Here is a 26,169-nt window from a genome sequence, read left to right as displayed (position 1 = left end):
CCGCCATCCGGACGAGCTGCCCGGCAGGCACCTAGCCAGGCAAGTACCAGTGCAGACGCTGACCATGTTCGCGCAGCCAGCGGCGGTGGCGCTCGAAATCCGGCATCTGTTTCTCCACCAGCGCCCAGAAGCGCTCGGAGTGGTCCAGGTGCACGCGGTGACACAGCTCGTGGATGACGACGTAGCGGAACACCGGCGGCGGCGTCAGCACCAGCCGCCACGACAGGCTGATCAGGCCCGACGGCGCGCAGCTGCCCCACAGGGTTTTCTGGTCGGCGATGCGCGGGCCTTCGAAGGTGACGCCGAGGCGCGCGGCTTCTTCCGTCATCAGTTTCTGCGCGTCGTTGAACGCCTCTTTGCGCAGTGCCTCGCGCAGCACTTTTTCCAGCTTGGCCGGATGCGACAGCAGAGACGGCGAGCAGAACAGGCTCAAGGTGTCGGCCTCGATGCGCAGCAGCGGCGCGCGCACCTGCGCCGGTATCACTTTGAGCGCAGTCGGGTGATCGCGCAGCGGCAGCAGGTCGTTGCCATCCCAGCGCAGCTGCGGGCTGGGGCCGGACTCGGCGTCGCGCGCTTCGCGCAGCTTCCACTCACCGATCTTCTGGCGGATCCAGTCTTCGCGGCTGCGCAGGAATTCGCGCGCGACCTGGCGCGAGACGAAGCGCGGAATCACCAGCACCACTTCGCTCGACGACACCACCTCGACGCGGATGCTGCGCGACTTGGCACTGATGCGCTCGCTGATCGTGTAGGAGTCGAACAGCAGATCGAGTTGGTCGGAAGGGTTCACTGCAACGAGTCGCGGACGTGCCTAAATGTTGCCGATGAAAATATTATGCATCAAAAAATCACGAACTGGGGGAGGCACTCAACCGAGACGGTTGAATGCGTCCAGCTCGGCCTGGTTGAGCAGCACGATCTGCTGCTCGGAGGCCGGCCGCTCGATGTCGCCGCGGCCGACGTTGAGCATCTTCAGCAGGTACGGCACCAGCGCCAGCCGCAGGTTCTTCTCGAGCACGCCGCGACGCATGCCGAAATCGTGTTCGACCACGCGCTGCTGTGGCTCGGTCAGCCCGGGATGCGGGCCGATGCGCACGGTGACGTGGTTGCGCCAGTCCCAGTCCTGATCGCTGGCGATGTTCGCCGTCTCGCCCAGTTCCGGCAGGCCGATGATCCGCGACAGCAGAAAATCACGAAACGCCTGGTGCTCGCCGGAATAGGCGCGCGCATGCCAGCGGCCGACATAGGCCAGCGAATGCGGCGCGATCAGCAAACGCCGCGGATCGGGCCGGTTCATCGACTGGTATTCGATCGCCAGCCAGCGCCGTTCGCGGATTGCGCTGCCGATGCGCTGCAGTACGCGCACGTCGAATTCGCGCTGCGGCAGGTCCAGTGTTTCCGCCGGCACGTGGCCCGCGGCGGCCATCGCCAGCGGCAGATCCTGGGCCAGGTCGTGATGACGCAGCACGGTCAGGAATTCTTCGGCGCTGCCGCGCAGGAAAGCCGGCTCGAAGCGATCGTCGGCGCGATAGATGCCGGTGTCGTGATCGAGCAGCAGATTGTTCGGGCAGCGCGTCCGATACAGCTCGATGTCCTTTTCGGCCTTGCGCGTGCTGATGTCGAACGCGTCGCGCAGATCGCCGGCGCGAATGCGGCCGTCCCAGATCACGCGCGCCTCGAGCAGCATGAAACGCTGACGTTGATCCCAGGGCAGCTTGGCGGTGTCGGCGGTGATCATTTCGATGTTGGATTCGGTGGCTTGTCTGCACTCAATGCATTGACGGGACGATGAAATTACTGACGGGAAGGTAAGTCAGCTTAAAACGGTAAAAAAATCGTCATCGCGCTGTCGAGCCATATAGAACGGGGCCTTCAGGCACTTTCGGAGCCGCTTATCCACAGGCTTATCCCCTCGATCTGTCGATAAGTTGCAAGCTTACATTTTGGTCAGCGTGCAAGCCGCAGGACGTATCGGCAGCGCACGATGAACCGCGATTCGACAGGCGACATAAGCTCATGCCGCCACCTCAGTCCGCACGATAGCCGATACGTTCGAGCAGGCCTTCGAGTTCGTCCAGCGAATGGAACTTGACGCGCAGCTCGCCTTCGCCACCGCGCTCGGCGAGCACGCTGACCGGATAGCCGAGCTGATCCGACAAGGCGCGCTCCAGCGCGCTCCAGTCGCTGTTCTTGACGCCGCTGCCGGACACCGGCTTGAACATGATGCTGGCGTCGCGTAGCGCCGCGACGCGCCGCTCCAGCGCACGCACCGTGAGCTTGTGGCGGATGATTTCGTCGGCCATGCCGACCTGGTCGCGCAGCGCCATGCCGGCCAGCACCTTGGCGTGGCCGAGATGGATATGGCCTTCGTTGACCAGCGCCGCGACTTCCGGCGCCAGGTGCAGCAGCCGCAGGTAATTGCTGACGTACTCGCGCGACTTGCCGATGCGCTTGCCGATCTGCTCGTGCGTCAGCTCGAACACCTCGCCCAGGCGCTTCATGCCGCTGGCGGCTTCCATCGGCGTCAGCGATTCGCGTTGCAGATTTTCGATCAGGCCAACGACGAAGGCTTCGGTGTCGGACAGATCGTCGCGAATGATCGCCGGAATCTCGTGCACGCCCGCGGCCTGCGATGCACGCCAGCGGCGCTCACCGGCGAGCAACTCGTAACCCCAGACGCGCGTGCGCAGCACCACCGGCTGAATCACGCCGGATTCGCGTATCGACTGCGCCAGCTCGGCCAGGCTCGCCGCGTCGAAATGCCGCCGCGCCTGCTGCGAGCCGGGGCGGATCATGTCGACGGGAATGTGCCGGATGGCGTCGGCGGGTCGGGTGCTCATGCTGCGCTGCGGTGTTTGATCGAACGGACTCGGCGGGTCGGCAGGGTTGAATCCGGAACGGCGGCACTCACGAAAGCCTATGCCACAATGCGCGACACGCCACTCCAGAAGGGCATTATCGTGGAAGAGCAGTACAGAGCCATCATCCAGCAGTTGGGCGAAGACCCGGATCGCGAAGGCCTGGCGCGTACGCCGGCCCGCGCCGCCAAGGCGATGCGCTTCCTGACCCAGGGCTACGAGCAGGATATCGATACCATCGTCAACGGCGCGATTTTCGAATCGAGCAACGACGAAATGGTGATCGTGCGCGACATCGAGCTGTACTCGATGTGCGAGCACCACCTGCTGCCCTTCATCGGCCGCGCGCACGTCGCCTACCTGCCGCAGGGCAAGGTCGTCGGCCTGTCCAAGATCTCGCGTATCGTCGACATGTTCGCGCGCCGCCTGCAGATCCAGGAGAACCTGACCAAGCAGATCGGCGAGTGCATCCAGAGCGTCACCAACGCCGCCGGCGTTGCCGTCGTCATCGAAGCGAAACACCTGTGCTCGATGATGCGCGGCGTCGAGAAGCAGAATTCGGCGATGGTCACATCGATGATGATCGGCCGCTTTCGCGAGGATTCCCGTACGCGTGCCGAATTCCTCGAACTCGTGCGGCGCCCCTAGCCGGCCATCCATGGCCTACATTGACCGATCGGTCCGGCCCAGGCAGCGGCATCGGGTAGAATTTCAGGCCGGCCCGGGGCATTCCCTGTACACAGTCGACACTACCCGACGGCCGTCGTCATCCGGGTTGGAGGTTTGAAGATGGGCTCAGCCCCAGGCTTAAGGCTGGAGAAGACCGGCCAGGTCGAAGTCCTCGCTTCGATGGACGCCTTCGTGCGCGCCGAAATGGAGGCGCACAAGGAACGTCGCAATTTGTGGTTCCCCAACGAACTGGTGCCGGCCGACGCCGATCTGCCCGGCAGCTGGGACGAGTCGCTGCGCGAAGTGCGCGCCGCTGCGCTGGAGTTGCCCGACGTGATCCGCGTCGCGGTCGCGTTGAACCTGCTGACCGAAGAAGGCCTGCCGCATTTCCATCGCCTGATCGCCGTGTATTTCGGCGAGCATTCCGCGTGGTCGGACTGGAACAACATGTGGACCGCCGAGGAAGATCGCCACGGCTGTGCGCTGCGCGACTACGTCCGCGACGCGCGCCTGTTCAACATGGGCGAACTCGAGCGCCTGCAGTATTCCTACATCGAGGCCGGCTTCGATCCGGAATGGGAACAGGATCCGTATCGCCTGCTCGCCTACACCTCGCTGCAGGAGAAGGCCACGCAGTTCAGCCACGCCAATACCGGCCGCATGGCCGCCGGACGCGAAAGCCTGCTGCAGCGCGTGCTCGCGCATCTGGCCGGCGACGAGGCACGTCACTACGTGTTCTATCGCTCGATGTTCGGCGAGATCATCCGCCTGGATCCGGATCGCGCGCTGGTGTCGCTGCAGAAAGTGGTGTCGAACTTCTCGATGCCCGGCCACCGCATCGCCGGCTTCGACGACATGAGCGAAGTGGTGCGTCGCGCCGACATCTTCGGCGCGCGCCAGTATCAGAAGATCGTCGAGGAATGTCTGGCGCACTGGCAGGTCGACCAGCTCACCGGCCTCAACGGCGCCGGTGCCGAAGCGCAGGAAAAGCTGATGAAAGTGCCGGCGCGCCTGGAACGCATGGCGGACTACGTCGACAGCAAGGAAAAGCCGAAGACGTTCCGGTTTGCCTTCGCCTACAACCGCGACATCGTCATCTAGGGCCTGTGAACGCTTATTGGCTCGTTGCGTTGCCGCCCAAAAGACGGCCAGGCAAGGCGCGAGGAGGAGGCATAGTGATGACTATGGTGACGACGAGCAACGCGGTATGGCCGTCTTTTGGGCGGCAACCCTCCGGGCTGGCCCCGGGGAGGACGCATTGCCGCGTCTCTCCTTCCTCGTGTACATCCCGTACACCGCGTCAGTCGATCCTTGCACTGCGTCCTCCCCGGGGCCAGCGCAGCGATCCAATAAGCGTTCACAGGCCCTAGGCCGCCGCCCGTGGCCGCACTGCCGAAGTTTCAGGGCCAGCGTGTCCTGATCACCGGCGCCGGCAGCGGCCTCGGCCGCGCGCTGGCCGAACAGTTCGCCGGTGCAGGATGGAAAGTCGCCTGCAGCGACGTGCGCCTCGATGCGGCGCAGAAAACCGCTGCCGATCTGGCCGCGCGCGGTGCGGTTGCACTGGCGCTGGCGCTCGACGTGCGCGCCGAGGAAGGCTTCACTGCGGCGGTCTCCGAGGTGGAAAAAACCTGGGGCGGCATCGACGTGCTGATCAACAACGCCGGCGTCGCCACCGCCGGTACCGTCGTCGATTCGCCGCTGGAACAATGGCGTTTCGTGCTCGACATCAACCTGCTCGGCTGCGTGCGCGGCGCGCGCGCGGTGATTCCGCTGATGAAGGCGCAGCGCGCCGGCCGCATCGTCAACATCGCCTCGTTCGCCGGCATCGCCAATCCGCCGGCGCTGGCCAGCTACAACGTCAGCAAGGCCGCGGTGCTGTCGTTGTCCGAGACCTTGCGCAGCGAGTTGTACGGCGACGGCATTGGCGTGACCGTCGCGGCGCCGTCGTTCTTCAAGACCGATCTGCTCAATAGCGGCAGAGGCGAAATCGCCGACGACGCGCACAGCACCGCGCCGCAGATGCAGCGCATCGTCGAGCGCCTGATGGACAAGGCCAGCGTCGGCGCCGCCGACGTCGCGCGCGATATTTTCGATGCGGTCGAGAACGACCGCTTCCTGGTGATCACGCATGCCGAGTCGCGCCGGCTCGCGAAGATCAAGCGCTTCGCGCCGGAGTTCTTCTTCCGCAAGGCGCTGAAGAGCACCGCCGCGTTCCTGGTGAACCGCAAGTAGTGGCTGCACCTGTAGGAGCGGACCCTGTCCGCGACTGTGCTCTCGAAGCGTGAGTCGCGGACAGGGTCCGCTCCTACAGGCGGAGCTAGCGAAGTACGTCGAAGCTGCCGAACGACTGCATTGAGTCGGCCTCCCACTCCACCCGCTCCACCTTCGCCGCCGGCGGACCCAGCTGCAGCCATTCGCGCAGCTGCCGCAGCGCATCGTCATTGCCGCAGGCAAGGCCCTCCACCGAACCGTCATCGCAATTACGTACCCAGCCGCACAGACCGAGCTGCTGTGCGCGCTGTCGCGTCGACTGACGAAAGTACACACCCTGAACGCGACCGTTCACGCTGAAGCGGTAACATGAGCTCATCGATTCACCGGGTTCGAAAGTCATCGCAGGAGGGCCGACATGGGCATTTTAAAACGCTGGCGCGAGCGCGCGGCCGCGAGTCTGGCCGATGAAGACTCGACCTTGCCCGAGCGCCTGAATTTCTCCGCGGCGATTCCGGCGGGCAGTTTCGGCTCGCTGTGCAAGGTCGATCTGCAGCTGCTGCGCGAGCCGCAGCAGGACGGCGAGCGCCTGCATTTTCGCGCGCATTTCCAGACCAATTTCGCCTCGGTGCTGCGGCCGGCGCTGATGCAGGCCGCCGGCGCCGCCATGTCGTCGACCGCGACTTCCGGTTCGCGTGCGATCGAACCAGCGGGCCGCGCGGTGCGCATCGCCAATGCCGGCCTGCAGCGCGTGCTGGCGACGCGGCTGGTGCAGCGCGTCGCTGCGCCCTTGCTGACGCACGACTTCAACACCTGGATGGAAGTGCAGGCCTCGACCGAGCCGCTCGACGACGGCGCGCACAGCCTCGTGCCGCAACAGGAGAAGCTCGCCGCGATGGGCATACAGCCGTCGCGCGGCGCCGGACCGCAGGCCGAGAACTGGGCGACGCGCACGCCCAACGGCTATGCGCAACTGTCGCTGCTGCAGGTCGACAAATCGCATCTGCCGCCGGAACTGGCTAGGCGCTTCGGCAAGCAGCCGTTCCAGGTGGCGGCGGCGATCGTCAATACCGCCGAGCGCAAATAGGCCGGCGCAAGGCTGCCGGGCTACGAGCTCAGCGTCAGGCCCAGCGCCTGCAGCGTTTCAACGGTCAGACCGCCTTGCGTGAGGCCCTTGCTGTCCTGATAGGCGCGCAGCGCCTGGCCCGAACGTGAGTTCCAGCGGCCATCGGTGGCGCCCGGGTTGAAGCCTTCGCTGGCCAGCGCCTGCTGCACGCGGCGCAGCAGCTGCGGCGTGGCATTGGTGTCGCAGACCACGCTGACCCACTGGTTGCGCGCCGGCGCGACTTCGATCACGCGCACCACGTCCTCGTACACCGGCGGCGTCGGGATGCGGATCTGGCGTGCGGGCTCGACCAGCTCGCGCACGCGGCGTTTGATGCTGCGCTCGGGCGCGTCGACCAGCTTGGTTTCAGCCGGCGTGATCAGCTTGCGATGGCGCACGGTCTTGTACACGGCCGGCTGCTCGACCGGCTCGCTGCGCGCGGGCTCGACCAGCAGCTTGCGTTTGACGATCTGGAATTCGACCGGCCCTTCGACCGCGCACATTTCGCCGCTGACCGGATCCGGCTTGAGCACGGTGCCGGTGCGCGTGACCACGCGCTCCTCGATGGTTTTGTACTGCGCCGGCCGCACTTTGTCGTGAGAACCGGCGGGCCGCACCAGCACCTGTTCTTCGCTGACTTCGTACTCGGCGGCCCGGGTCACGACACGGCGTTTGCCCGCCGGCCGGATCTCGGTCTTCTCGACCCATTGGTAGCGCGCCGGCACGGTTTGGACGCGCTCTCCGGCCGGGGTCTTCAGCACCGACTCGGTCTTGCGCTGGTAGCGCGCCGGCTGCACCAGCTGCGCCCAGCATTCGCCGGGCTGCGCGCGCGGTGGTTCGGCCAGCAGCAGGCCGTCCTCGGCGGCGCTCGCGGCGAAGCACAGCAGGCCGGATGCGAACAGCAGCGCGGCGCGACGCAGTTTGCGGTTCAAGACAGGGCGCCTCAGCCGGCCGTGGCGCGTCCGGCGGAGGGCACGCCGAGGCGTTCCAGCGTCTCCAGCGTGATGCCGCCCTGGGCCATGCCCTGCGAGGCCTGGTAGCGACGCACGCCCTCCGCGGTGCCGCTGCCGATGCGGCCGTCGAGCGGGCCGCTATAGAAGCCGGCACTCTTGAGCGCCTGCTGCAGCGCGCGCACGGTGTCCGGCGTCGCATTGGTTTCGCACAGCACGCCGCGCCATTGCATGTGGCCGTCGGCGACCTTCTCCTGGCGCGTCACGGTCTGGTATTCGGCGGGGATGGCGATGCGGTTTTCGCGCGCCGGCTCCGCCAGTTTGCGCACTTTCACCGTCTGGTATTGCGCCGGCACTTCTTCCTTGCGCACCTCGGCTTCCTTGACCAGCACCTGGCGGCGCACGGTCTGGTATTCGGCCGGGACCGGAATGCTGCGCGTGCTCGCCGGGCGGTCGACTTCCTGATGCGTGACGTCGCGGTACTCGGCCGGAATCTCGACCAGGCACATGATGTCGCCGGTCAGGTTGTCGACTTTCTCGACCAGGCCGCGGCCGCGCTTCCATTCCTGCGACGCCGGCTTGACCAGCTGGCGCTCGGTGGTGGTCTTGTAGGTCGCCGGAATCTGCTCGATCTTCTCGCCGGCCGGCTTGACCAGCACCTGCTCTTCTTCCCAGCGGTACTGTGCCGGCACGACTTCGACGACACGCTCGCTGGCCGGCTTGACCATCACCGTCTGCTCGTCCCATTCGTAGCGTTCCGGCAGCACGTCGATGCGCTCGGACGCGGCCTTCTTCAACACCGTTTCGCTGACCGTCTTGAACTGCGGCGGCGTGTAGACGCGGGCATAGCATTCGCCCGGACGCGCACGCAGCGGCAGGCTGGTATCGAAGCCGGCAGCGGAGGGAGCTTCCTGCGCCAGGGCTGGCGCGGAGACGGAGGCCGCTGCCAGCAGGCCGGCGGCAAAACGGTGGCGAAGCATGGATTCTCCCGGGTGTGCGGCAAGCCTAGCCGGGCACCGCAGCCACGCCAAGCGGACAATCCATACCGGTCATCAATTTCCCAGCGATCCCTTGCTTCTACGCGGCGTTCACAAAATCCCGTTCCTCCCGAGTAGCGCCGCAGGCGCGTATCGAGGGACACAGCGGCGATGCGTCCCTCGATACGTTCGCTGCGCGAACTACTCGGGAGGAACGAAGGGCCGCTGGGTGGTTACAACCGCACCTTGAGCAGCGCGCGCGAGCGCGTCCAGATGTAGCCGACCACGGCCAGTGTCGCGATACCGCCGGCGATCACCGAGGGCACGGTGCCGAGCAGCTTGGCGGCGAGGCCGGATTCGAAGGCGCCGAGTTCGTTCGACGCCGAGATGAAGATGCTGTTGACCGAGGACACGCGGCCGCGCATGTGGTCCGCCGGCAAGGTCTGCAGCAAGGTGTTGCGGATCACCACGCTGACGCTGTCGAAAGCGCCGCTGGCGAACAGCGCCGCAGCCGACAGCCAGAACGTCTCGGAGACCGCGAACACCAATACCGCGACGCCGAAGCCGGCGACCACGGTCAGCAGCGTTGCCCACGGACGGCGCGTCGGCGGATACCAGTTGCAGGCGATCACCGTGATCAGCGCGCCGGCTGCCGGTGCCGCGCGCAGCAGGCCCAGGCCCTGCGGCCCGACCTTGAGAATGTCCGCGGCGAAGATCGGCAGGATCGCGACCACGCCGCCGAACAGCACCGAGAACATGTCCAGCGAGATCGCATACAGCAGGATCTTGGTCTTCCAGACGTAGGCGATGCCCTCGCGCAGGCTGGCCCACAGCGCCACCGGGTTCGGCGCCGGCGCCACCGGCTGCTTGGGGATGCGCCCGATCAGCACGATGTTGAGCAGCACCATGCCCAGCACCACGCACAGCGTTCCGGTCAGGCCAAGCAACACGTAGAGGAAGCCGGCCAACGCCGGGCCGGCGATCGCGCCGGACTGGAAGAAGGTCGCGCTCCAGCTGGCCGAGTTCGGATAGATCTCGCGTGGCACCAGGAACGGCCGCAGCGAGGCCGAGGCCGGCGAGTAGATGCCGCGCGCCAGGCCGAGCAGGAATACCGAGCTGTAGATGATCGCCAGCAGCGCCGGCTGCGGCAGCATCGCCTGAGTCGAAGGCAGCATCGCCCAGATCAGCAAGGCCGAACCGGCGGCGATGACGCTGCCGGCGATCTGCATCAGCCGGGTTTTTTCGCGGCGGTCGGCGAGATGGCCGCCGAACAGCGCCAGCGCAATGAACGGCAGCGCCTCGGCGAGGCCGACCAGGCCCAGCGCCAGCGGATCGTGGGTGAGCTGATAGAGCTCGTAGCCGATCACCACTTCCTGGATCAGCGTGGCGGTGCTCAGCAGCAGGTTGGCGGTGATCAGCCGGCGGAACGGCGCCAGCCGCATTGCAGCGTAGGGATCGTGAGCAGGGCGATTCATGAAGTCGCGCAGGGTACAGATACCGGCGGAAAAGCGCAGCCGGTTAGCGATGCTTTTGTAGGAGCGGGTCCTACCCGCGACTGAGGCCCCACCGGCGCAGTCGCGGGTAGGACCCGCTCCTACAGGGGCAGCTGCGTTTTCTGTCGCCCACGAAAAAGGCCGGACGGCTTGCGCCGTCCGGCCCTGGTTACCGCTTGACGCTGAGGCTTACTTCGCCAGCACGCGGAACTCGACGCGGCGATTCTGGGCGCGGCCCTCGTCGGTGTCGTTGGTCGCGACCGGCTTGGTCTCGCCGTAGCCCTTCGCGGTCAGGCGGCTGGCCGGGATGCCCTGGGTGACCAGGTAGGCCTTGACCGAGTTGGCGCGGTTCTGCGAGAGCTTCAGGTTGTAGGCATCGCTGCCCTTGCTGTCGGTGTGACCGGCCAGCTCGACCTTCATGTTGGGATCGCTCTTCAGGCCAGTGGCGACACCGTCGAGGACGGTCTTGCTGTCGGCGGTCAAGGTTGCCTTGTTGAACTCGAAGTTGACGTTCTGCAGCACGATGGTCTGGGCTTCGCGGACGCAGCCTTCGGCATCGACCTTCAGGCCGTACGGGGTGTTCGGGCACTTGTCGGCGTAATCCGGCACGCCGTCGCGATCGCTGTCGATCGGGCAGCCGCTGGCATCAACCGTGGCGCCACGCGGGGTGTTCGGGCACTTGTCGAGGTAGTCGGCAACGCCGTCGCCGTCGGAGTCGACCGGGCAGCCCTGGGCATTGACCGGCGCACCGCGCGGGGTGTTCGGGCACTTGTCGAGGTAGTCCGCCACGCCATCGCCGTCCGCATCGAGCGGGCAGCCGCGGCTGTCGACCTGGACGCCGGCCGGGGTGTTCGGGCAGGCATCGTTCGGGTCGACCACGCCGTCGCCGTCGGCATCGAGCGGCTTGCGCTTGCCGATGTCGGCCTGCAGCGCCAGACCCACTTCGAGGTCATACAGCGGGCTGTCGTCGCCGCTGGCCGAGCCGTGGTCGCTGAACACGGCGACGTAGCGCGCTTCCGGACGCAGCTTCAGGCCTTCGGTCAGCGGCACGAAGAAGCCCAGGCCGACATTGGCGTAACCGGCACCGCCGTTGTCGCCATTGACCTTCTCGCTGGTGTAGCCACCGCCGGCGAGGATGAACGGCTGGAAGCCGCCGGTGGTGAACGGGAACACGAAGTCGCCGCCGCCGCCCCAGGCCGAATCCTTGCCCGAGCCGACGTCGCGCTTGCCCTGCAGGCCAAACACGTTGCCTTCGAACATCAGGCCGCTGTCGAGACGCGTACCGATGAAGGCGCGCGAGCCCCAACCGTCGTCCATGTTGCGGTTGGAGTCGGGGTGATTCCAGAAGGCGCCGCCGCCGATATAGGCTTTGGGCTCTTCATAACCGGCAGATTCGGGTTCTGCGGCGATCGATTTTTGCGTGAATCCGGCAACTGCGCAGAACGCGGCAGCCGAAAGCGCAAGACAACGCAGTCGGGACGACATGGGCAACCTCCTGTTAGGGGTAAACAACAGCTCGATATTTTTTGGACTTTGTTCGCCGTCAACCCCGGGAGATCCCTCCCCCCGAATGTCGCGCCGGCCACTCAACAGCCGCTATGGTTAGCTGAACGAATTAATTTAACCTGAATGGGGCGAATGTAAGCCTCGGTATAGAGAGCAGTTTCTGCTCTTTCGCCGCGTTTTTCCGTCGACGCTACTGGGCGCCGCCGTGCTCTTTGGTGTCGAGAAAACGGACGTCCGGGTGGCGCTCCTGCGTCATCGACAGATTGACGCTGCTGGAGGCCAAGTAGACCAGATCGCCGTAGTGGTCTTTGGCGATGCGCGTCTCGTTCTTGTCGACGAAGGCCCTGAACAGCTTCTCGTCGGTCCCCACCACCCAGCGCGCGCAGTACACCTGTACCGGTTCGAACACGCATTCGACGCTGTACTCGTCGCGCAGCCGGAACTGCACCACGTCGAACTGCAGCGTGCCGACGGCGCCGAGGATGATGTCGTTGTTGGTCAGCGGCCGGTAGACCTGGGTCGCGCCTTCCTCGCTGAGCTGGTCCAGGCCCTTGTTCAGCTGCTTGGCCTTCAGCGGGTCCTTCAGCACGACGCGGCGGAACAGGTCGGGCGCGAAGTTGGGAATGCCGGTGAAGCGCAGCGCCTCGCCTTCGCTGAACGAGTCGCCGATCGCGATCGTGCCGTGGTTGTGCAAGCCGATGATGTCGCCCGGATAGGCTTCCTCCACCGACTCGCGGTCCGCGGCCATGAAGATCAGCGCGTGGTTGACGCGCACCGGCCCGCCGAGGCGCACGCTGTGCAGGGCCATGCCCTTGCGGTAGACCCCGGAGCAGACCCGCAGGAACGCCACGCGGTCGCGATGCTTCGGATCCATGTTCGCCTGGATCTTGAACACGAAGCCGCTGAATTTCGGCTCGGTCGGCATCACTTCGCGGCCTTCGGTCAGCCGCGGCAGCGGATCCGGCGCCCAGTCGGTGAAGCCGTTGAGCAGCTCGCGCACGCCGAAGTTGTTGATCGCCGCGCCGAAGAACACCGGCGTCAGCTTGGCCGCGCGATACCGCTCCAGATCGAAGTCGGTGCCGGCCATCTGCAGCAGCTCGATTTCGTCCTGCAGCGTCTTGAAAACCGCACCGAAACGTTCGGCCAGCCCGGGCGTGGCGATACCGTCGATGGTCTCGATTTCGGAGACGCGGTGCTTGTCGCCGGAGTACAGGTAGAAGCGGTCTTCGAGCAGGTGATACACGCCCTTGAAATCGCGGCCCATGCCCAGCGGCCAGGTGATCGGCGTGCACTGGATGCCGAGCACTTTTTCCACTTCGTCGAGCAGCTCCAGCGGCGGCCGGCCTTCGCGGTCGAGCTTGTTGACGAAGGTGATGATCGGCGTGTCGCGCAGCCGGCACACTTCCATCAGCTTGATCGTGCGGTTTTCCACGCCTTTGGCGGCGTCGATCACCATCAGCGCGCTGTCGACCGCGGTGAGCGTGCGATACGTGTCCTCGGAAAAGTCCTCGTGGCCCGGCGTGTCGAGCAGGTTGACGATCTTGCCGTTGTACGGGAACTGCATCACCGAGGTGGTGATCGAGATGCCGCGCTGCTGTTCCAGCGCCATCCAGTCGGAGGTGGCGTGGCGCGTCGCCTTGCGGCCCTTGACGGTGCCGGCCAGCTGGATCGCGCCGCCGAACAGCAGCAGCTTCTCCGTCAGCGTGGTCTTGCCGGCGTCGGGATGGCTGATGATCGCGAATGTGCGGCGGCGCAGCGCCTGCTCGGCAACGGTGGACATGGGGTGCAGCCTGAATGCGGGGTGCGAATTGTAGCGGTGTGTGGGCCGTCGTAGTCCGGGTGAAACCCGGGTGCACGATCCCGGGCTCCGCCCGGGCTACGTCAACCGACAGCGCGTCGATGCACCGCGAACAGCGGGTGCGCACCGAATTTTTTCGCCAGCTCCAGCTCGCCGGCGTACTCGGCCGAGAAGCGCTCCGGCGATTCCAGCATCAGCTGGGCGACGAAGGCGTCGGAGCCGAACACCGTGCCCGGCGGCGTCACCGGCTCGATACGCGCGGCGAAGCTGATCTGCGAACCGTAGAACACCGGCGTGCCGCGCAGCGCGTCGACATCCTCGAAAGCCGGCGCGTAGTGCGCGGCGACGCGCAGCTCCAGCTGCGCCGCGACGCCGCGTTGGCGGCGCTGCGCCTCCAGCGCGGAGAGGATGTCGGCGGCGATCTCGGCCGCGGTGGTGGCGTCGCAGGTCACCACGTGCAGCGCGTCACCCCAGGTGGCGCTGTGCAACACCTTGCGGCCGTAATGGCCCAGGCGCGTGCTCATCGTGCCCATGATCTCGCGCCAGAAGCGCGGCATGTCGGTGTCGGCGATGCGGCCGAAGCCGACGAAATCGGCGAACAGCACGCCGACCATGCGCCGGCCCGCTGCCGGCACCGGCCCTTCGACGTATTCGCCGACCTGGCCGGGCCGGCAGAACACGCGCGTCTGCCGGCGCTCGATCCAGGCCGAGCGCCATTCGCAGCCCAGCCTCAACGCGGTCTGCAGCGATGCGCCGAGCGCGGTGCAGGCGAGCTGGTGCGCACGCCACGGCACCTCGTCGTCGAGAAAGCCGGGCACGATCGCGACACGCTGTGCGCGCGCCAGCACCTCGCCCAGGCGCTGTGCCGTGGCCTCGCCCCACTGTGCGTTCCAGCTCGCGCGCGCCTCGGCCGCGGGCTGGCTCAGCGTCGGATACAGATGCACGCCGCGCTCGAGCAGCAGCGCGGCGATGGCCAGGTCGACGCGGTCGAGCAGTGGCATGAACACCAGCGCGCCGCGGGGAATGTCGGCCTCGATGCGCAACTCCAGCGCGGCTTCGTCGTCCACGCCGGCGCCGCTGTCGGGGCGTCGCCGCAGCAGCATCAGCGGCGGCATCCGCAGCGGTTCGAGCAAGGCCGGATCGACCTGCAGTTTCCGGCACAGCCGGCGCAGCTGCTGCAAGGTGCGGCCGCGGCGCACCACGTCGTTGACGCAGCGTTGATTGGCCTGGGCGAGGCGCTCGCGGCACAGCGTCTGGTTGCCCAGATGCAGTGCGGCTTCGGCGCCGGAAACCAGGTGAAAGAACTGCTCGAGCTCGCGCTCCGGCTGCAACTCGGCCAGGCGCTCCTGCACCTGTTGCGCCAGCTCGCGCGCCGGCGCCGGCCGCCCGGCCATCAGCAGCATCGTCGCCGCGTTGATGCCGCTGTACGGCCCGTGCCAGCGCCGGAACGAGTCCGCGTAGGCCTCGGCCGCACGCAGGAAATGCGCGACCGCTTCGTCGCCGCTGTTGGCCAGGCCCAGATCCTTTTCGAGCCGGCCGTGCAGCGCCAGCCAGTCCTCGTCCAGCTCCTGCGGCAGCAGGACCAGGCTGCGGTAGTGCTCCATCGCCAGCCGCGTGCCGCCAACGTTGGCCAGCGCCAGGATGCGCAGATATTCCATGCGCCGGGACCGCAGGCCGCGTTTGAGCGCGCGCGACAGCAGATCGTGGCAGCGCAGGTCGTTGCCGTCGCGCATGGCCGCCTCGGCTTGCGCCAGCAGCGCCTCGGCCTGGCCATCGGCCGAACCGTTGCCGCGCTCGGCCGCGGCCTCGACGAAGGCGACGCCGGGGTCGATCACGATCAGCGGGTGATGGCGGGCGCGCTCGCTGGCCGCGTCGGCGAGCGTCGAAAAGCGCGTTGGAATGCGCTGCGGATGGCGCCGCCATTCCACGACCTCCGCCGTGCCGCCGGGCTCGCCGAGCTTCTGTGCGCGCAACACCGCGACCAGCACGTCGGACTGCTCGGCCAGGCAGGCGGCGAGCGCCCGATATTGCTCGGTGCGCCACTTGCTGGAGGCGGCGAGCGCGTCCAGATCGGGCTCGGCCGGGTCGTACAGCAGCACGCGGCTCTGCGCATCGGCGAGCAGCTTGTTGATCGCATCAAGGCAGCGTTCGCGCGCGCCGTCGCCGAGAGTCTGCCCGTCTGCTTCGGCGCGCAGCAGCCAGTCGCGGAACAGCCATTGCGGCGGCACCGGCAGCAGCGCGACGCTGGCGCATTCGATGCCGCAGCGCTGGAACCATTCGCTGGCGGTGCGATTGAATACCAGGTCGATACCGGGGGCGGCGCCGGTCATCAACACCACTTTGCGGATCGGCGCCTGCCGGTCGATGTCCGGCAGCACGCGGTGCAGCAGGTGCGCCCGGGTTTGCGCCTCTTCCAGCGGAGACAGCAGCAGGTGGCCAGTGCCGCCGAGCACCAGCGCGGCGTCGCCGCCGCTGCCCGCCAACTGGCGGCGCTGCGCCAGCCATTGCTTGAGGCCGATGTGATCGTGGATCGCCGGTTTCACGTTCCTCTCCACCATGGGCCGTCGACGGCGTGGCGATGGACTGTCGATGCAAGTCTAGCGGCTGATATCGGGAAACCGTGTCAGCAAATGACGCTAGACGCTATACAGCTGCGCTGCTCACACTGCATGTCGGGGATGTCATGTGCAAAGTAGCCGCGAGGGGATTGCGTGTCTGAGCAGCCGTACCGGTATTGGGCGTTCATCAGCTACAGCCATCACGACGTGCGCGCGGCCGAGCAGTTGCACCGCTGGCTGGAGCGCTATGCCGTGCCGCGCCGGCTGGTCGGCCGTGCGTCACCGGCCGGGCCGTTGCCGCGGCGCTTGTTCCCGATCTTTCGCGACCGCGACGAGCTGCCGAGTTCGGCCGAGCTCGGCGGCGTCATCAACCGCGCGCTCGGCGAGTCGCGCTACCTGATCGTGCTGTGCTCGCCCGAGGCCGCGAAGAGCCGCTGGGTCAACGAGGAAATCCGCCAGTTCAAGGCGCTGGGGCGCGCCGATCGCGTGCTCGCGCTGATCGTCGACGGCGAGCCGAATGCGCGCGATCCGCAGCGCGAGTGCTTTCCGCCGGCCTTGCTCTGCGACGAGGCCGCCGATGGCGTTTCGGCGCCAATACCGGTCGAGCCGATCGCCGCCGATGCGCGTCGCGAAGGCGACGGTGAGGTGCTGGCGCGGATGAAACTGGTCTCGGGCCTGCTCAATGTCGGCCTCGACGAACTGCTGCGCCGTGAGCGACGCCGCCGCATCCGGCGCCGCATCGGCTGGGCCGCCGGCATTGCCGCGGTGATCGCGCTGGCCGCCACGTCGCTGGCCATACAGCGCGATCGCTTTCGCGAGACCGAGCGCCTGCGCCGACTCGCTCAGCTGGTCGAAAACGGCCGGCGGGAACTGCTCGCCGGCTCGCAGATGCGCGCCGCGGTGTTTCTGTCAGCAGCCTACAGCGAAGGCGTCGACACGCCGGCGCTGCGTTTCATGCTGCACCAGGCGATGCAGCCGATCGACGCGCTGAACCAGGTAATCGACAGCGGCGCGCCGGTGCTCAAGCTCAAACTCAGCGGAGACGATCACACGCTGGTGACGCTGTCCTCCGCCGGCGAACTGCGCGCCTGGTCGCTGCCCGACGCCAAGCCGATCGCACGGTTTCCGGTGCTGGATGTCGGCGGGGTGCAGAGTTATTGCGGGCCCACACTCAGTGAAGACGGGCGACGAGTAGCGCTAGCCAGCATCGCGGCTTCAGGCGATCGCGGCGTGCTGAAAGTCTGGTCTTTGCCCGATGGCGAGCTGTTGCTGGATCAAGCGATTGCGGCGATGAACTGCTCCATGGCATCGCCGTTCAATCGTGACGCGTCAGCCATCGTCGCAATTGCGCCGGACGAGAGACCGCGCGTGTGGTCATTGAATAGTGGGGTGAGCTGGGCGCCGCCAACGTCAATGCTGGCAAGAACTAGCGTCGCGAGCTTTAGCCCAGATGGGCAATGGCTTGCTGCCGGTAACCGGGACGGAAGCGTCTGGCTATGGAAGTACGGTGAAATCGCATCCGCGCGCCGTCTGATCGGGCTCAACGACGTAGTAATAGGCGTGGATTTCTCAGCGGCGGGTGATCTGCTGGTAGCAAGTTCGGACGATGGCGCAATGCGTGGCTGGGATCTTCCTGATGCCAAAGTCGCTTTCGCAGGTGGTCACGCGCAGCAGGTTTATCGAGTGGAACTGGCGAGCCGAGCGAAACGGCTTCTGTCTTCCGGCCTCGATGGCGAGCGTGTCTGGCGTACCGACACCGGCGGTTTGCTGTATGCCGGTACCATAAATACTCGTACTTCCAGCGCGCTGCGTAGCGACGGCGAGCAGCTTTGCAAGATCGACTGGCGACAGGCGGTTATAGCAGACGTTGTGAGTTCAAAGCCGCTGTTTAGACTGGATACGGACACGACGTCGGCGCTGTTCACTCGCGGCGGGACACAGCTGCTAAGTGCGGATTCGGCCGGCAATGTGATGCTATGGAGTGATCATTTCCGCCCACTGGCCAGCGCCACGCATGGCAATAAAAAGGGTGAACCGCCGACTTGGTGGTCGGCGTCGGTCGATTTCACACAGATCAGCGACGGTCGCCTCGTTAGTGGGGGGCAGGACGGTCGGTTGCTGCTATGGAGCGCGCGTGACTTGACGCCGCTTAGAAGCCTCGGTGAACTGAGTGCGGCGATCACGACGATTGCGAGCGATGGAACCCGGGTCGCAGCAGCGAGCGTTGCCGGCGAAATCGGTGTGTGGGATGTAACCAATCAACGCGAGCTGCTGCGCCTGCATGCCGGCGGCGTGTTCGTCAGTACCTTGCTTATGAGCCGCGATGGCCGTTACTTGTTCTCGGGCGATCGATCGAATAAGGGCAAGCTATGGCGCATCGATGACGGACAGATGCTGTCGGAATATGCAATGGATTCGCGGTTTGCGGCTGATTTCAGCCCCGATTCGCGGCATCTGGCAATCGGCCAGCAGCGCGAGGTTCAGCTGATTGAACTGGCGTCGCTCACCGTTGAGCAAAGAGTTCCATTGTCCAATGACTCTCCCCTAGTAGGCTGCGTCAATTTTGCGGCGGACTCTAAGCAACTGGTCGCCATGGCCGACGACGCCAGCGGCGTGGTGCGCTTGCTATCCACGCAGCAACCGCAGCAAAGACAGACTGTTGTCAACAACTCGACTGGTTGTTTCAAAGCCGAGTTTTCGCACGACGGCAAGAAAGTGCTGCTCGAAGGCACTGGCTTATCAGCGACAATCTGGGAGCCGGAAACCGGAAGACTGCTGAAAGTTGGGGAGCATGCAGGAACAGTGTTCGACGCTCGTTGGAGCGCCGACGATCGTTTCGTAGTTACGGCTGGCACTGATGGCCTGGCTCAGCTGTCGGATGCAAGCAGTGGCATCTTGTTGCAGAATCTGGCGATTCACGCTGGTCAAGTTACTGCTGTGGCCTTTTCGGCCGATGATGGGACGGTATACAGCGCAGCCGACGACGGGCGCCTGCGCTCTTGGGATGCACGCTTGGAATCGAGGCCCGCCAGCAGTGTGGCTGACCGGCTCGCTTGCATTAGCCCTTGGCGACTCGAGGGGGTTGCTTTGGTGCAGCGACCGCTCAACCTCGGCGTTTGTTTCGGCAAGGTGCCGTCACCTTAGCGAGGTCTATTCGGTATCGGGATCGTTGGAGCCTCGCCCTCCGGCACCGGCGTCGGACGCGGAGGTGCAACCGGCGGCGTGGACGGGATCTTTGTCGCATGGCTGTGCAGACGCATGAGTCTCTCCGTATCAGGGCTAAATCCGGCCCGGCTACAGTCTGCTGCGACATTTTCTTACAGAGAGTGCGCTATTTCTCGCTTGCTTCTCACCATGTTTTCGCCGAATTCCAGAACGCCGCGCCGCCGCTGAGATTGGGATCGGCGCTCTGGTTCCAGCGATAGCTCGGCGTCGCATTCACCAGATCGGAACCACGCTGCTGCTGCGTCAGCCACGAGCGCAGATCCAGGCCCAGTGCGAGCGCGTCGATCGGGCTCGCCGTGCCGGGCACGAACCATAGCGGGTTCACGTCGCGTTGCCAGCCGCCGGTCGAGCGCTAGATTCAGGCGGAGCGCGACCCAAGAATGATGTCGCGCTCGACAAGGCCGTACAGCAAGGTAGATCCGGCTTCGACAATGGCCTGCGGATCGGTGTTTTCCAGCTCTGCCGCGAGCGTCTGCAGCAGCTCGCGCGCGCTCAGCTCGGCCTGCGCTTCGATCGCGCGGATCAGCAGCAGGGTCAGCGCGTTGATCTCCATGAAGCGCACCGCATCGGCGCGATCGCGATAGACGATCAGGTACGTGGCCGCGTCCGGCGCGGTCTGCGGCTGATATTCCGCATTGAGCCGATGCACCGGGAAGCGATAGCTCAAGGTCCAGGCCAGCGGCGACAGCAGCGGCGGCCTCTCCAGCGAAAACAGCGTCTGCGGCGTCTTGCGCGGCAGCTCGATCGCGTCGCTGGCCAGCGCCAGTTCCACCCATTCGTAATGACACAGCTCGGCGAGCCACGGCGGATCGCCTGCGCGCTCGCCGGCGCTGGCGTCGAGCCAGGCGATGAAGTCTTCGGCCAGATGCCGCAGCTCCGGGTTCTGGCAACGATGTTCGGCAAAAAAGCGCTGCACGCGCGCATGCCAGACGTCGTCGGCACTGATCGCGCGCAGCACCGGGAACGCGCGGCTCAGCGCGCGCTCGATGTTGTTGTAGACCAGCCGCCGATAAACCTGCAGCGCCTGCGGCGCGATGCCGTCGGGCGCAGGCAACTGCGGATCGCGCAGCGCGGCGGTCAGCGCGTATTGCATCGTCGCCAGATCAGACATGCGGCGGCTCGTTCGAGGCGCGCGCCTGGTGCTCGCGCACCGCCTGCAGCTCGGCCATCAGCTCGGCCCACGGCGGCAGATTGAAGTCGCGCTCCAGCACCGTCGGCAGCACGCCGTATCGCGCGTAGGCTTGGGTCAGCAGCTTCCACACCGGCGCGATCACTGCCTCGCCATGCGTGTCGATGCGCAGACCGTCGGCCTGCAGCTGATGCCCGGCGATGTGCAGGCCGCGGATGCGCCCCGCCGGCAACGCGTCGAGCAGCGCGATCGCGTCTTCGCCGTGATTCATCGCGTTGACGTAGACATTGTTGATGTCGAGCATCAGATCGCAGTTGGCGCGATCCAGCACCGCGTTGATGAACTGCGCCTCGCTGAGTTCGCCCGGCAGGCGCGCGTAGGCGCTGATGTTCTCCAGCGCGATGGTGCGTTCCAGCACGTCCTGCACGATCGCGACGCGCGCGGCGACATGCTCCACCGCCTCGGCCGTGAACGGCAGCGGCAGCAGCTCGTAGAGCTGGCCGTCGTCGCTGCAGAACGACAGGTGATCGCTGTAGTCGTCGATATCGTGCGCGTCGAGGAAGGCGCGCACGCGTTTCAGCCAGTCGATATCCAGCGGCTGCGGCCCGCCGATCGACAGCGCCAGGCCATGCGCGCGCAGCGGATAGCGCTCGCTCAGCGCCCGAAAGCGGCGGCCGAGCGCACCGCCGACTTCCATCCAGTTTTCCGGCGCGGCTTCGAGAAAATCGGGGCCGCTGCTGGCCGCTGCGCCGGTGGCGGCGTCGGCCTGCGACAAATCGTCGAGCAGGGCCCGACGCAGGCCGAGCCCGGCTCCGTCCATCATCGGCCGCTTACTGCTTGGCCGGCGGCTGCTTCTGCTGCTGCTCGGACGCGACCTTCTGCTTCGCCGCGGCATCGGCAGGCTTGGCGTCGGCCTTCTTGTCGGCGGCCGCGTCGGCGCCCATGTCGCCACCGCAGCCGCCTTCGCCGCAGCTGTGCTCGGCCGGCTTCTTGGCCGCCGCGTCTTCCGCTGAGGCAACCGCGTAGCCGGAGGCCAGGTCCGTGGCCTGGAAGGTCGCCGCCTGCGCGCCGATCGCGCCCAGGCCCAGGCCGGTGCCGATCAGCAGCGCCAGCGGCTTGTTGCGGAGGCTCGGTTTGTTCATCGCTAAAACTCCAGGGCGGGGTGCTAGCACCGCGTGAATGGGGGTGGGCCGGCGGCCCGGCGCTCATGGTAGCGGCCCGCCGCCGGGCTGTCCCGCCGCGCGCCGGTTCGCGCACGGTGATCGGCTATCATTTGCGACCCGTCGACGCGCTCCGCGGGCCGCAGCACGGGCCTTTAGCTCAATTGGTTAGAGCAGGGGACTCATAATCCCTTGGTTGTCGGTTCAAGTCCGACAGGGCCCACCATTTTTCGTATGGCTCCGGCAGTTTGTGCGGGTAACTAGGGTTTGAAACATCGTTTCAAACCTCGATGGAATTTGCCGAAGGTTTGAAACAGCTTGTGTGGTTTTCAGCATCGAGTGAGACCGGGTCTCACCGGATGGTAGAAAGCGCTGCCCCGACCCGCTGGACCTTCCCGGCGTGACAGCCGGGATATACCTCCCCGTATCTCTAAAATCGACCGGCTGGACCGATGGCGGCGGGGAAGGTGCCTCCGAAGGCCGCCAGTACCACACGATGCGTTTCGGGCTTCTGCTTCCCGTGGGCCACCAATAGGCATTCCTCCCTGTTCCGCAGCCCATAGCTGGCGCAAACTGGCGCGTGACGGGTCACGGTAGAGGGGCCGTGACGCGGCAAGCGACGTGGGCCAAGAACAGGGGACGTGGGTGAACTCAGCCGAGCAGAAGCGAATCGTGACAGAACAGTTGTTGGCTGCTTACAAAAAGCCGGTGCCGGCACCGGCAGAATTTCCCGGATTCGAGCTATCGGTGGACGAGGAACGGTTTCCCGCCGTCGTGCAGGAGACCTCCTACAAGGCCTTCGCTCCGGCGAACGTCGGCGTCCACCTCCCACGGTTCCAGGCACTGGCCGAAAAACTAGCGTCTGAGCGTCCGGCCGTCGTGCGGGCGCTGATCGAGGAGGAAATCGAGTGGGCGGCCGGTATCGAGGCGGGCTTTTCTCCCGAACTTCGTCCCCGCTCGCTCAGGCGATACCGAGCCGCCCTCTCCGTCCTGGTCGATCTGCTGGGCCAGAATTGGGCCTATCGCTTTCGCGACCACCAACTCGAGATGGCTCCGCCCGACTTCACGGAGGCGTCAAGTTCACCCGAGGGCATCGCGAAGCAGAAGCGGCAAATCCGGCTTGCAATGAAAACTGAGAGGCTGGCACAGCTTCAGCCCGAATCGGTTCGTCGATTCATTTCAGAAATGGAGACGACCCGATCCCACTACGGGAAGCCGGAATGCTCGATCCTGGACTTGGTTGCTGACGGCCAGGCGTTGGTCACCGACCTGACCGCCGCCAAGGTCGCCTTGGACGCGGGCAATGCCGAACCGTTTCTCGGCGTCGTACAGCCTTACCTGCAATTGGCGGCCGAGGACGATCGCTGTCCCGAGACCGGCCTCCGGCTGATCGATATCTGGCGGTACTTCCGCTATTTCTGGTCGCTGCCGTATTTCAGTACACCAGGCCGCAACCTGTTTTACTTGGTCCGGGACCGGGCTCGTCCGTTCCATCCCGTGATCGGCATCGCGGCGCTCGGCAACTCAATCGTCCGCCTGGCAGACCGGGAGCGGTTCCTCGGTTGGGACATCGAAGGCATCCAAGCATCGGTCGACGCCGCCACTGATCCAGTTGAGCGGCAGACGCTCCTGGAACATCTGTATCGCCATTATCTACAACAGCTCGAAACCGATATTGCGTCGCTGGATCCTAAGGGCCTCGTAACCGCGGCCGAGCTTGCGGCGCCGACCATGGATTTGGTCCAGCGGCTACTTTCTGATGCCCGCGAGAGCGCCTACCGCAGAAAAGAATTGCTGCGCTCACATGAGGCGCGGGCGCCCGGGCAGGCCGGTGACCGCGCCCGCCCAGTAGATCCGTCCAAGCTCAGCAGCATCCCCGAGAACGTCCGCTCGCTGGCGGACAAGAGCGTTGAGGAACTGTTCAAGCAGAAGCGCGCCGCCCAGTACGCCGAGTTGCTGCGAGCGAAGCTGGTATTCCGTTCTGCGGCGAAGGCCGGCGAGTCGGAAGGCATGTCGATGCTGCTGCGCGACGAGGAGGGTCGCCGTGCTCTCGGCATTGCCATCCGGACGGTGAAGCAGTCGCACATCGGCTCCAGCATCATGGATATCATCATTGCCGGAGCCGTGCCGCCCTATAACGAGCTGCTGGGCGGCAAACTGGTTTGCATGCTGCTGGCCAGCCCGCAGGTCCGGTACGACTACTTCCAGCGCTACTCGAATTCGCCGAGCGAAATCGCATCGAAAATGCGTGGCGCGGCCCACGCCCGAGCAGCTGACCTGGTCTTTCTCGGCACCACCAGCCTGTATCACGTGGGCAGTAGCCAGTACAACCGTGTGCGGGTGCCGGCATCGATACGCGGCGAGAGCGCCCCTGGCGAGGTGAAGTACCAGCGCCTGGGCGAGACCCGCGGGTACGGCTCAGTGCATTTCAGCGATCGCACCCGTGATCTGCTGGAAGAAATGCTCAAGGACGAGCAAGGCGCGACGTTCATTACCCGCACGTTTGGCGAGGGGGTCAACCCCAAGCTACGCCTGGTGCGAGAGGGCCTGAACGTGATCGGGCTGGACCAAGATCACTTTCTTCGTCACCAGTGTCGACGGATCATTTACGGCGTGCCACTCGCGCACAACACCGGCGCCTACCTTCGTAACGAAGTGGACACGCCCCAATACATTCTTCCCTCGGAAACCCAGGAAGAAGCACTGCGGTGGAGCGATTCGATTGCGGACCACTGGAAAATTAGGTGGCTCAGCAACCGGATCAAGAACGCCGACGTATTGAGCCGCGTCGCAGCATCGTCGAGCCGGGAAGAGATTCGGATCAGCCAATCCATCGGGCCAGGCGAGTCACCCTTCAACGCACCTCAGCGGGGCAGCGTCGGTAAGGGTGGTGCCGGCGGGGTTGTCGGCGGCAGCGGTGGTGGAAGTGGCGGCACGCCGCCGCCACCCGCCGGCGAGATCGGCGTCCGCTTTATCCAGCAGCTCTACAACCATCGCAACTGCTATGCGGACCGACTGAGCGAAACGCAACTGGATGCGATCCATGTCGAAACGACCCTTGAGCCTTTTATCCTCGAACTGCTGAAAGCAGGTAAGGACGTCATCCTCACTGGCAACCCAGGCGACGGCAAAACGCATCTGATCATGCGGATGATGCCTCGCATTAAAGAGTTGAAGGCTGAGTGTCATGCCGACGCCACGGCTGAAGAGTCGTATGAAACCTTGCTCGATCTCTGGAAGGCCGCACGAAAGCGAAGAAAGCCGTTCTGCCTCGCGATCAACGAGTGGCCGTTGCTTGAGTTCGTGAAAGCCCATGGGGATGAGTTCAAGCCCTTGCAGGAGATCAGGAGCCAGGTCGAGAAGGGCGTCATCTACCAGGATGAACCGGCCAAAGCGTTGAGCGTGGTGGTCATCGACCTCAACAACCGCAACCTCGTCACGAAAGCTGTTTACGAGCGTCTGGTGGCCACGCTGACCTCGGACCGGTTTTACCCGGAATGCCCGCAGTGCCCAGCTCGTTACACGTGTGATGTGCCGAGGGCCCGCACTGCACTGCAGCAGCCACGCGTTGCGGACCGACTGTTCACCCTACTCGAACTGACGACCAAGCGCGGCCATCACGTCACGATGCGCGACCTACAGGGGTTTCTCGCCTTCGTCCTCACCGGCGGCCGATCCTGCGAGCAACTGGTCAGCCCAGAAAGCGAATCCGCGCATCGGGCCTATTCAGACCTTGCCTTCGAAGGGGAAAGCGATCTGTTCGATGCCGTGCGTGCCGTGTTCGACCCTGCTCATGTGACGCATCCCCTGTACGACGATGCACTCTGGATGGGCGACCTGGATCCGTCCGGCTGGACCCCGCTTGGCCCACCGTCACCGCCACCTAGCCGAGTTCCGGATCTCAGCCTGACAATCGAGGCGATGCGCACGGCGAAACGCCGCTTCTACTTCGAAAACGAAAGCGGCGCAGACCTGCTCAATTTGCTCCCGGCAGATGAGATGTATTTCTATAAGGCCCTGCAGAACGCGGCCACCGACAACGAGGGTGTCGTCCGCGAGTTGACGCGCTTGATCAATCGCTTTTTTGACCCTCGCGATACCAAGGACAACGCTGTACGTCTGTGGAGTCGCCACTGCTATGACGCCCGTTGGTCGCCTACCTACATCTCGGTGCGTTCGATTGGAACCGATACCTTCCGCATCCAGATTCCGAGGCTGCCAGCACACACGACACCGGCGTTTCACTTCCAGGCCGATCACCTGATCTTTGCGGCATACCAGAACGACAAAATGGTCGCTCAGTTGACGGTCGATCTGCCGCTGTATCAGACCCTTTACGACGCCCGTCGCGGTCTGCCGATGGCATTGCGCTCGGCGGAAGTAACCAAACGTCTGGATAAGTTTTTTAACGAGTTGGGACGCTCATTTCAGAAGGCGCAAAACATCGAAGAAGTCCACATCAAAAATTTCAAGTCCGGGGCCAGCCTTGAGTTCCGTGTCGATCGCCGCCAAATGCGCTACGCGCTGTAA

The 26,169-nt window shown here is 65.3% G+C and carries 20 protein-coding genes and 1 tRNA gene; 7 read left to right on the top strand and 14 right to left on the bottom strand.

From position 1 onward, the window contains the following. Window positions 1–31: 31 nt before the first annotated feature. The 3 genes from ACQZF9_RS20250 to ACQZF9_RS20240 form a co-directional block, all read right to left on the bottom strand. Window positions 32–790: a M48 family metallopeptidase gene (locus ACQZF9_RS20250; protein ID WP_428310773.1), complete on the bottom strand. Its 759-nt coding sequence runs from the start codon at window positions 788–790 to the stop codon at window positions 32–34. Between the two features lie 78 nt (window positions 791–868). Next, window positions 869–1,738: a WYL domain-containing protein gene (locus ACQZF9_RS20245; RefSeq protein ID WP_428310772.1), complete on the bottom strand. Its 870-nt coding sequence runs from the start codon at window positions 1,736–1,738 to the stop codon at window positions 869–871. Window positions 1,739–2,027: 289 nt separating this feature from the next. Then, window positions 2,028–2,840, bottom strand: coding sequence for a ParB/RepB/Spo0J family partition protein (locus tag ACQZF9_RS20240; RefSeq protein ID WP_428310771.1), 813 nt, complete (start codon window positions 2,838–2,840; stop codon window positions 2,028–2,030). A gap of 87 nt (window positions 2,841–2,927) precedes the next feature. Between ACQZF9_RS20240 and folE the strand changes: the two genes are divergently transcribed. The 3 genes from folE (at window position 2,928) to ACQZF9_RS20225 (ending at window position 5,759) form a co-directional block, all read left to right on the top strand. Continuing rightward, on the top strand, window positions 2,928–3,506 hold the full coding sequence (gene folE / locus ACQZF9_RS20235; protein WP_428310770.1) for a GTP cyclohydrolase I FolE: 579 nt from the start codon (window positions 2,928–2,930) through the stop codon (window positions 3,504–3,506). Window positions 3,507–3,647: 141 nt separating this feature from the next. Next, complete coding sequence (locus ACQZF9_RS20230; RefSeq protein ID WP_428310769.1) at window positions 3,648–4,628, top strand: acyl-ACP desaturase; 981 nt, start codon at window positions 3,648–3,650, stop codon at window positions 4,626–4,628. Window positions 4,629–4,907: 279 nt separating this feature from the next. Beyond that, window positions 4,908–5,759 (top strand): SDR family oxidoreductase, encoded by an 852-nt coding sequence (locus ACQZF9_RS20225; protein ID WP_428310768.1) that lies wholly within the window; start codon window positions 4,908–4,910, stop codon window positions 5,757–5,759. Window positions 5,760–5,844: 85 nt separating this feature from the next. On the opposite strand, the gene ACQZF9_RS20220 is transcribed toward ACQZF9_RS20225, so the two are convergent. Continuing rightward, window positions 5,845–6,141 carry an acylphosphatase gene (locus tag ACQZF9_RS20220; protein ID WP_428310767.1) on the bottom strand — a complete coding sequence of 99 codons (297 nt, stop codon included), beginning with the start codon at window positions 6,139–6,141 and terminating at the stop codon, window positions 5,845–5,847. 15 nt (window positions 6,142–6,156) lie between these two features. On the opposite strand from ACQZF9_RS20220, the gene ACQZF9_RS20215 reads away from it, so the two are divergent. After that, a complete protein-coding gene (locus ACQZF9_RS20215) occupies window positions 6,157–6,825 on the top strand; it encodes a hypothetical protein (protein WP_428310766.1) in 669 nt (222 codons plus the stop codon). Window positions 6,826–6,845: 20 nt separating this feature from the next. Here the strand turns inward: ACQZF9_RS20215 and ACQZF9_RS20210 are convergent, their stop codons facing one another. From ACQZF9_RS20210 to ACQZF9_RS20185, 6 genes are all read right to left on the bottom strand, one after another. Next, window positions 6,846–7,775: a peptidoglycan-binding domain-containing protein gene (locus ACQZF9_RS20210; protein WP_428310765.1), complete on the bottom strand. Its 930-nt coding sequence runs from the start codon at window positions 7,773–7,775 to the stop codon at window positions 6,846–6,848. Between the two features lie 11 nt (window positions 7,776–7,786). After that, a complete protein-coding gene (locus ACQZF9_RS20205; RefSeq protein WP_428310764.1) occupies window positions 7,787–8,773 on the bottom strand; it encodes a peptidoglycan-binding domain-containing protein in 987 nt (328 codons plus the stop codon). 230 nt (window positions 8,774–9,003) lie between these two features. Beyond that, complete coding sequence (locus ACQZF9_RS20200) at window positions 9,004–10,245, bottom strand: MFS transporter (protein ID WP_428310763.1); 1,242 nt, start codon at window positions 10,243–10,245, stop codon at window positions 9,004–9,006. Between the two features lie 207 nt (window positions 10,246–10,452). Next, window positions 10,453–11,748, bottom strand: a complete 1,296-nt coding sequence (locus tag ACQZF9_RS20195) for an OmpA family protein (RefSeq protein ID WP_428310762.1) — start codon at window positions 11,746–11,748, stop codon at window positions 10,453–10,455. A gap of 211 nt (window positions 11,749–11,959) precedes the next feature. Next, the gene (locus ACQZF9_RS20190) at window positions 11,960–13,549 is read right to left on the bottom strand and encodes a peptide chain release factor 3 (RefSeq protein WP_428310761.1); all 1,590 of its coding nucleotides are present in this window, start codon (window positions 13,547–13,549) and stop codon (window positions 11,960–11,962) included. Window positions 13,550–13,650: 101 nt separating this feature from the next. After that, window positions 13,651–16,110 carry a TRAFs-binding domain-containing protein gene (locus tag ACQZF9_RS20185; protein WP_428310760.1) on the bottom strand — a complete coding sequence of 820 codons (2,460 nt, stop codon included), beginning with the start codon at window positions 16,108–16,110 and terminating at the stop codon, window positions 13,651–13,653. A 168-nt stretch (window positions 16,111–16,278) separates the two neighbouring features. Here ACQZF9_RS20185 and ACQZF9_RS20180 point away from each other — a divergent pair, with 168 nt between their 5' ends. Beyond that, a complete protein-coding gene (locus ACQZF9_RS20180) occupies window positions 16,279–19,269 on the top strand; it encodes a toll/interleukin-1 receptor domain-containing protein (protein WP_428310759.1) in 2,991 nt (996 codons plus the stop codon). A 205-nt stretch (window positions 19,270–19,474) separates the two neighbouring features. On the opposite strand, the gene ACQZF9_RS20175 is transcribed toward ACQZF9_RS20180, so the two are convergent. From ACQZF9_RS20175 to ACQZF9_RS20160, 4 genes are read right to left on the bottom strand one after another with little or no spacing between them, the layout of a single operon-like run. Then, complete coding sequence (locus ACQZF9_RS20175; protein WP_428310758.1) at window positions 19,475–19,675, bottom strand: hypothetical protein; 201 nt, start codon at window positions 19,673–19,675, stop codon at window positions 19,475–19,477. A 33-nt stretch (window positions 19,676–19,708) separates the two neighbouring features. Next, entirely contained in the window at window positions 19,709–20,461 is a 753-nt protein-coding gene (locus ACQZF9_RS20170) for a DNA-binding domain-containing protein (RefSeq protein ID WP_428310757.1), read from the bottom strand. Further along, window positions 20,454–21,302: an HvfB family MNIO-type RiPP peptide maturase gene (locus ACQZF9_RS20165; RefSeq protein WP_428310756.1), complete on the bottom strand. Its 849-nt coding sequence runs from the start codon at window positions 21,300–21,302 to the stop codon at window positions 20,454–20,456. Before ACQZF9_RS20165 ends, ACQZF9_RS20170 begins: the two co-directional genes overlap by 8 nt. Window positions 21,303–21,309: 7 nt before the next feature. Further along, entirely contained in the window at window positions 21,310–21,621 is a 312-nt protein-coding gene (locus ACQZF9_RS20160; RefSeq protein WP_428310755.1) for a hypothetical protein, read from the bottom strand. A 167-nt stretch (window positions 21,622–21,788) separates the two neighbouring features. On the opposite strand from ACQZF9_RS20160, the gene ACQZF9_RS20155 reads away from it, so the two are divergent. Continuing rightward, window positions 21,789–21,865: transfer RNA gene (locus tag ACQZF9_RS20155), tRNA-Ile, on the top strand. Window positions 21,866–22,284: 419 nt separating this feature from the next. Then, window positions 22,285–26,169 carry a Druantia anti-phage system protein DruA gene (locus ACQZF9_RS20150; RefSeq protein WP_428310754.1) on the top strand — a complete coding sequence of 1,295 codons (3,885 nt, stop codon included), beginning with the start codon at window positions 22,285–22,287 and terminating at the stop codon, window positions 26,167–26,169.

Origin of the sequence: Hydrocarboniphaga sp., from assembly GCF_965279055.1 — a bacterium.
GTDB lineage: Bacteria > Pseudomonadota > Gammaproteobacteria > Nevskiales > Nevskiaceae > Hydrocarboniphaga.
Note: the sequence above shows the minus strand (reverse complement) of the source record. Positions and strands in the feature narration are given on the sequence as shown.

What these genes read in the sequence shown, in the direction of transcription:
- ACQZF9_RS20165 (WP_428310756.1), bottom strand. Translation starts at nt 21,302, where the DNA reads ATGATGGACGGAGCCGGGCTCGGCCTGCGTCGGGCCCTGCTCGACGAT.
- ACQZF9_RS20200 (WP_428310763.1), bottom strand. Translation starts at nt 10,245, where the DNA reads ATGAATCGCCCTGCTCACGATCCCTACGCTGCAATGCGGCTGGCGCCG.
- ACQZF9_RS20170 (WP_428310757.1), bottom strand. Translation starts at nt 20,461, where the DNA reads ATGTCTGATCTGGCGACGATGCAATACGCGCTGACCGCCGCGCTGCGC.
- ACQZF9_RS20195 (WP_428310762.1), bottom strand. Translation starts at nt 11,748, where the DNA reads ATGTCGTCCCGACTGCGTTGTCTTGCGCTTTCGGCTGCCGCGTTCTGC.
- ACQZF9_RS20190 (WP_428310761.1), bottom strand. Translation starts at nt 13,549, where the DNA reads ATGTCCACCGTTGCCGAGCAGGCGCTGCGCCGCCGCACATTCGCGATC.
- ACQZF9_RS20240 (WP_428310771.1), bottom strand. Translation starts at nt 2,840, where the DNA reads ATGAGCACCCGACCCGCCGACGCCATCCGGCACATTCCCGTCGACATG.
- ACQZF9_RS20245 (WP_428310772.1), bottom strand. Translation starts at nt 1,738, where the DNA reads ATGATCACCGCCGACACCGCCAAGCTGCCCTGGGATCAACGTCAGCGT.
- ACQZF9_RS20220 (WP_428310767.1), bottom strand. Translation starts at nt 6,141, where the DNA reads ATGACTTTCGAACCCGGTGAATCGATGAGCTCATGTTACCGCTTCAGC.
- folE (WP_428310770.1), top strand. Translation starts at nt 2,928, where the DNA reads ATGCGCGACACGCCACTCCAGAAGGGCATTATCGTGGAAGAGCAGTAC.
- ACQZF9_RS20230 (WP_428310769.1), top strand. Translation starts at nt 3,648, where the DNA reads ATGGGCTCAGCCCCAGGCTTAAGGCTGGAGAAGACCGGCCAGGTCGAA.
- ACQZF9_RS20215 (WP_428310766.1), top strand. Translation starts at nt 6,157, where the DNA reads ATGGGCATTTTAAAACGCTGGCGCGAGCGCGCGGCCGCGAGTCTGGCC.
- ACQZF9_RS20160 (WP_428310755.1), bottom strand. Translation starts at nt 21,621, where the DNA reads ATGAACAAACCGAGCCTCCGCAACAAGCCGCTGGCGCTGCTGATCGGC.
- ACQZF9_RS20205 (WP_428310764.1), bottom strand. Translation starts at nt 8,773, where the DNA reads ATGCTTCGCCACCGTTTTGCCGCCGGCCTGCTGGCAGCGGCCTCCGTC.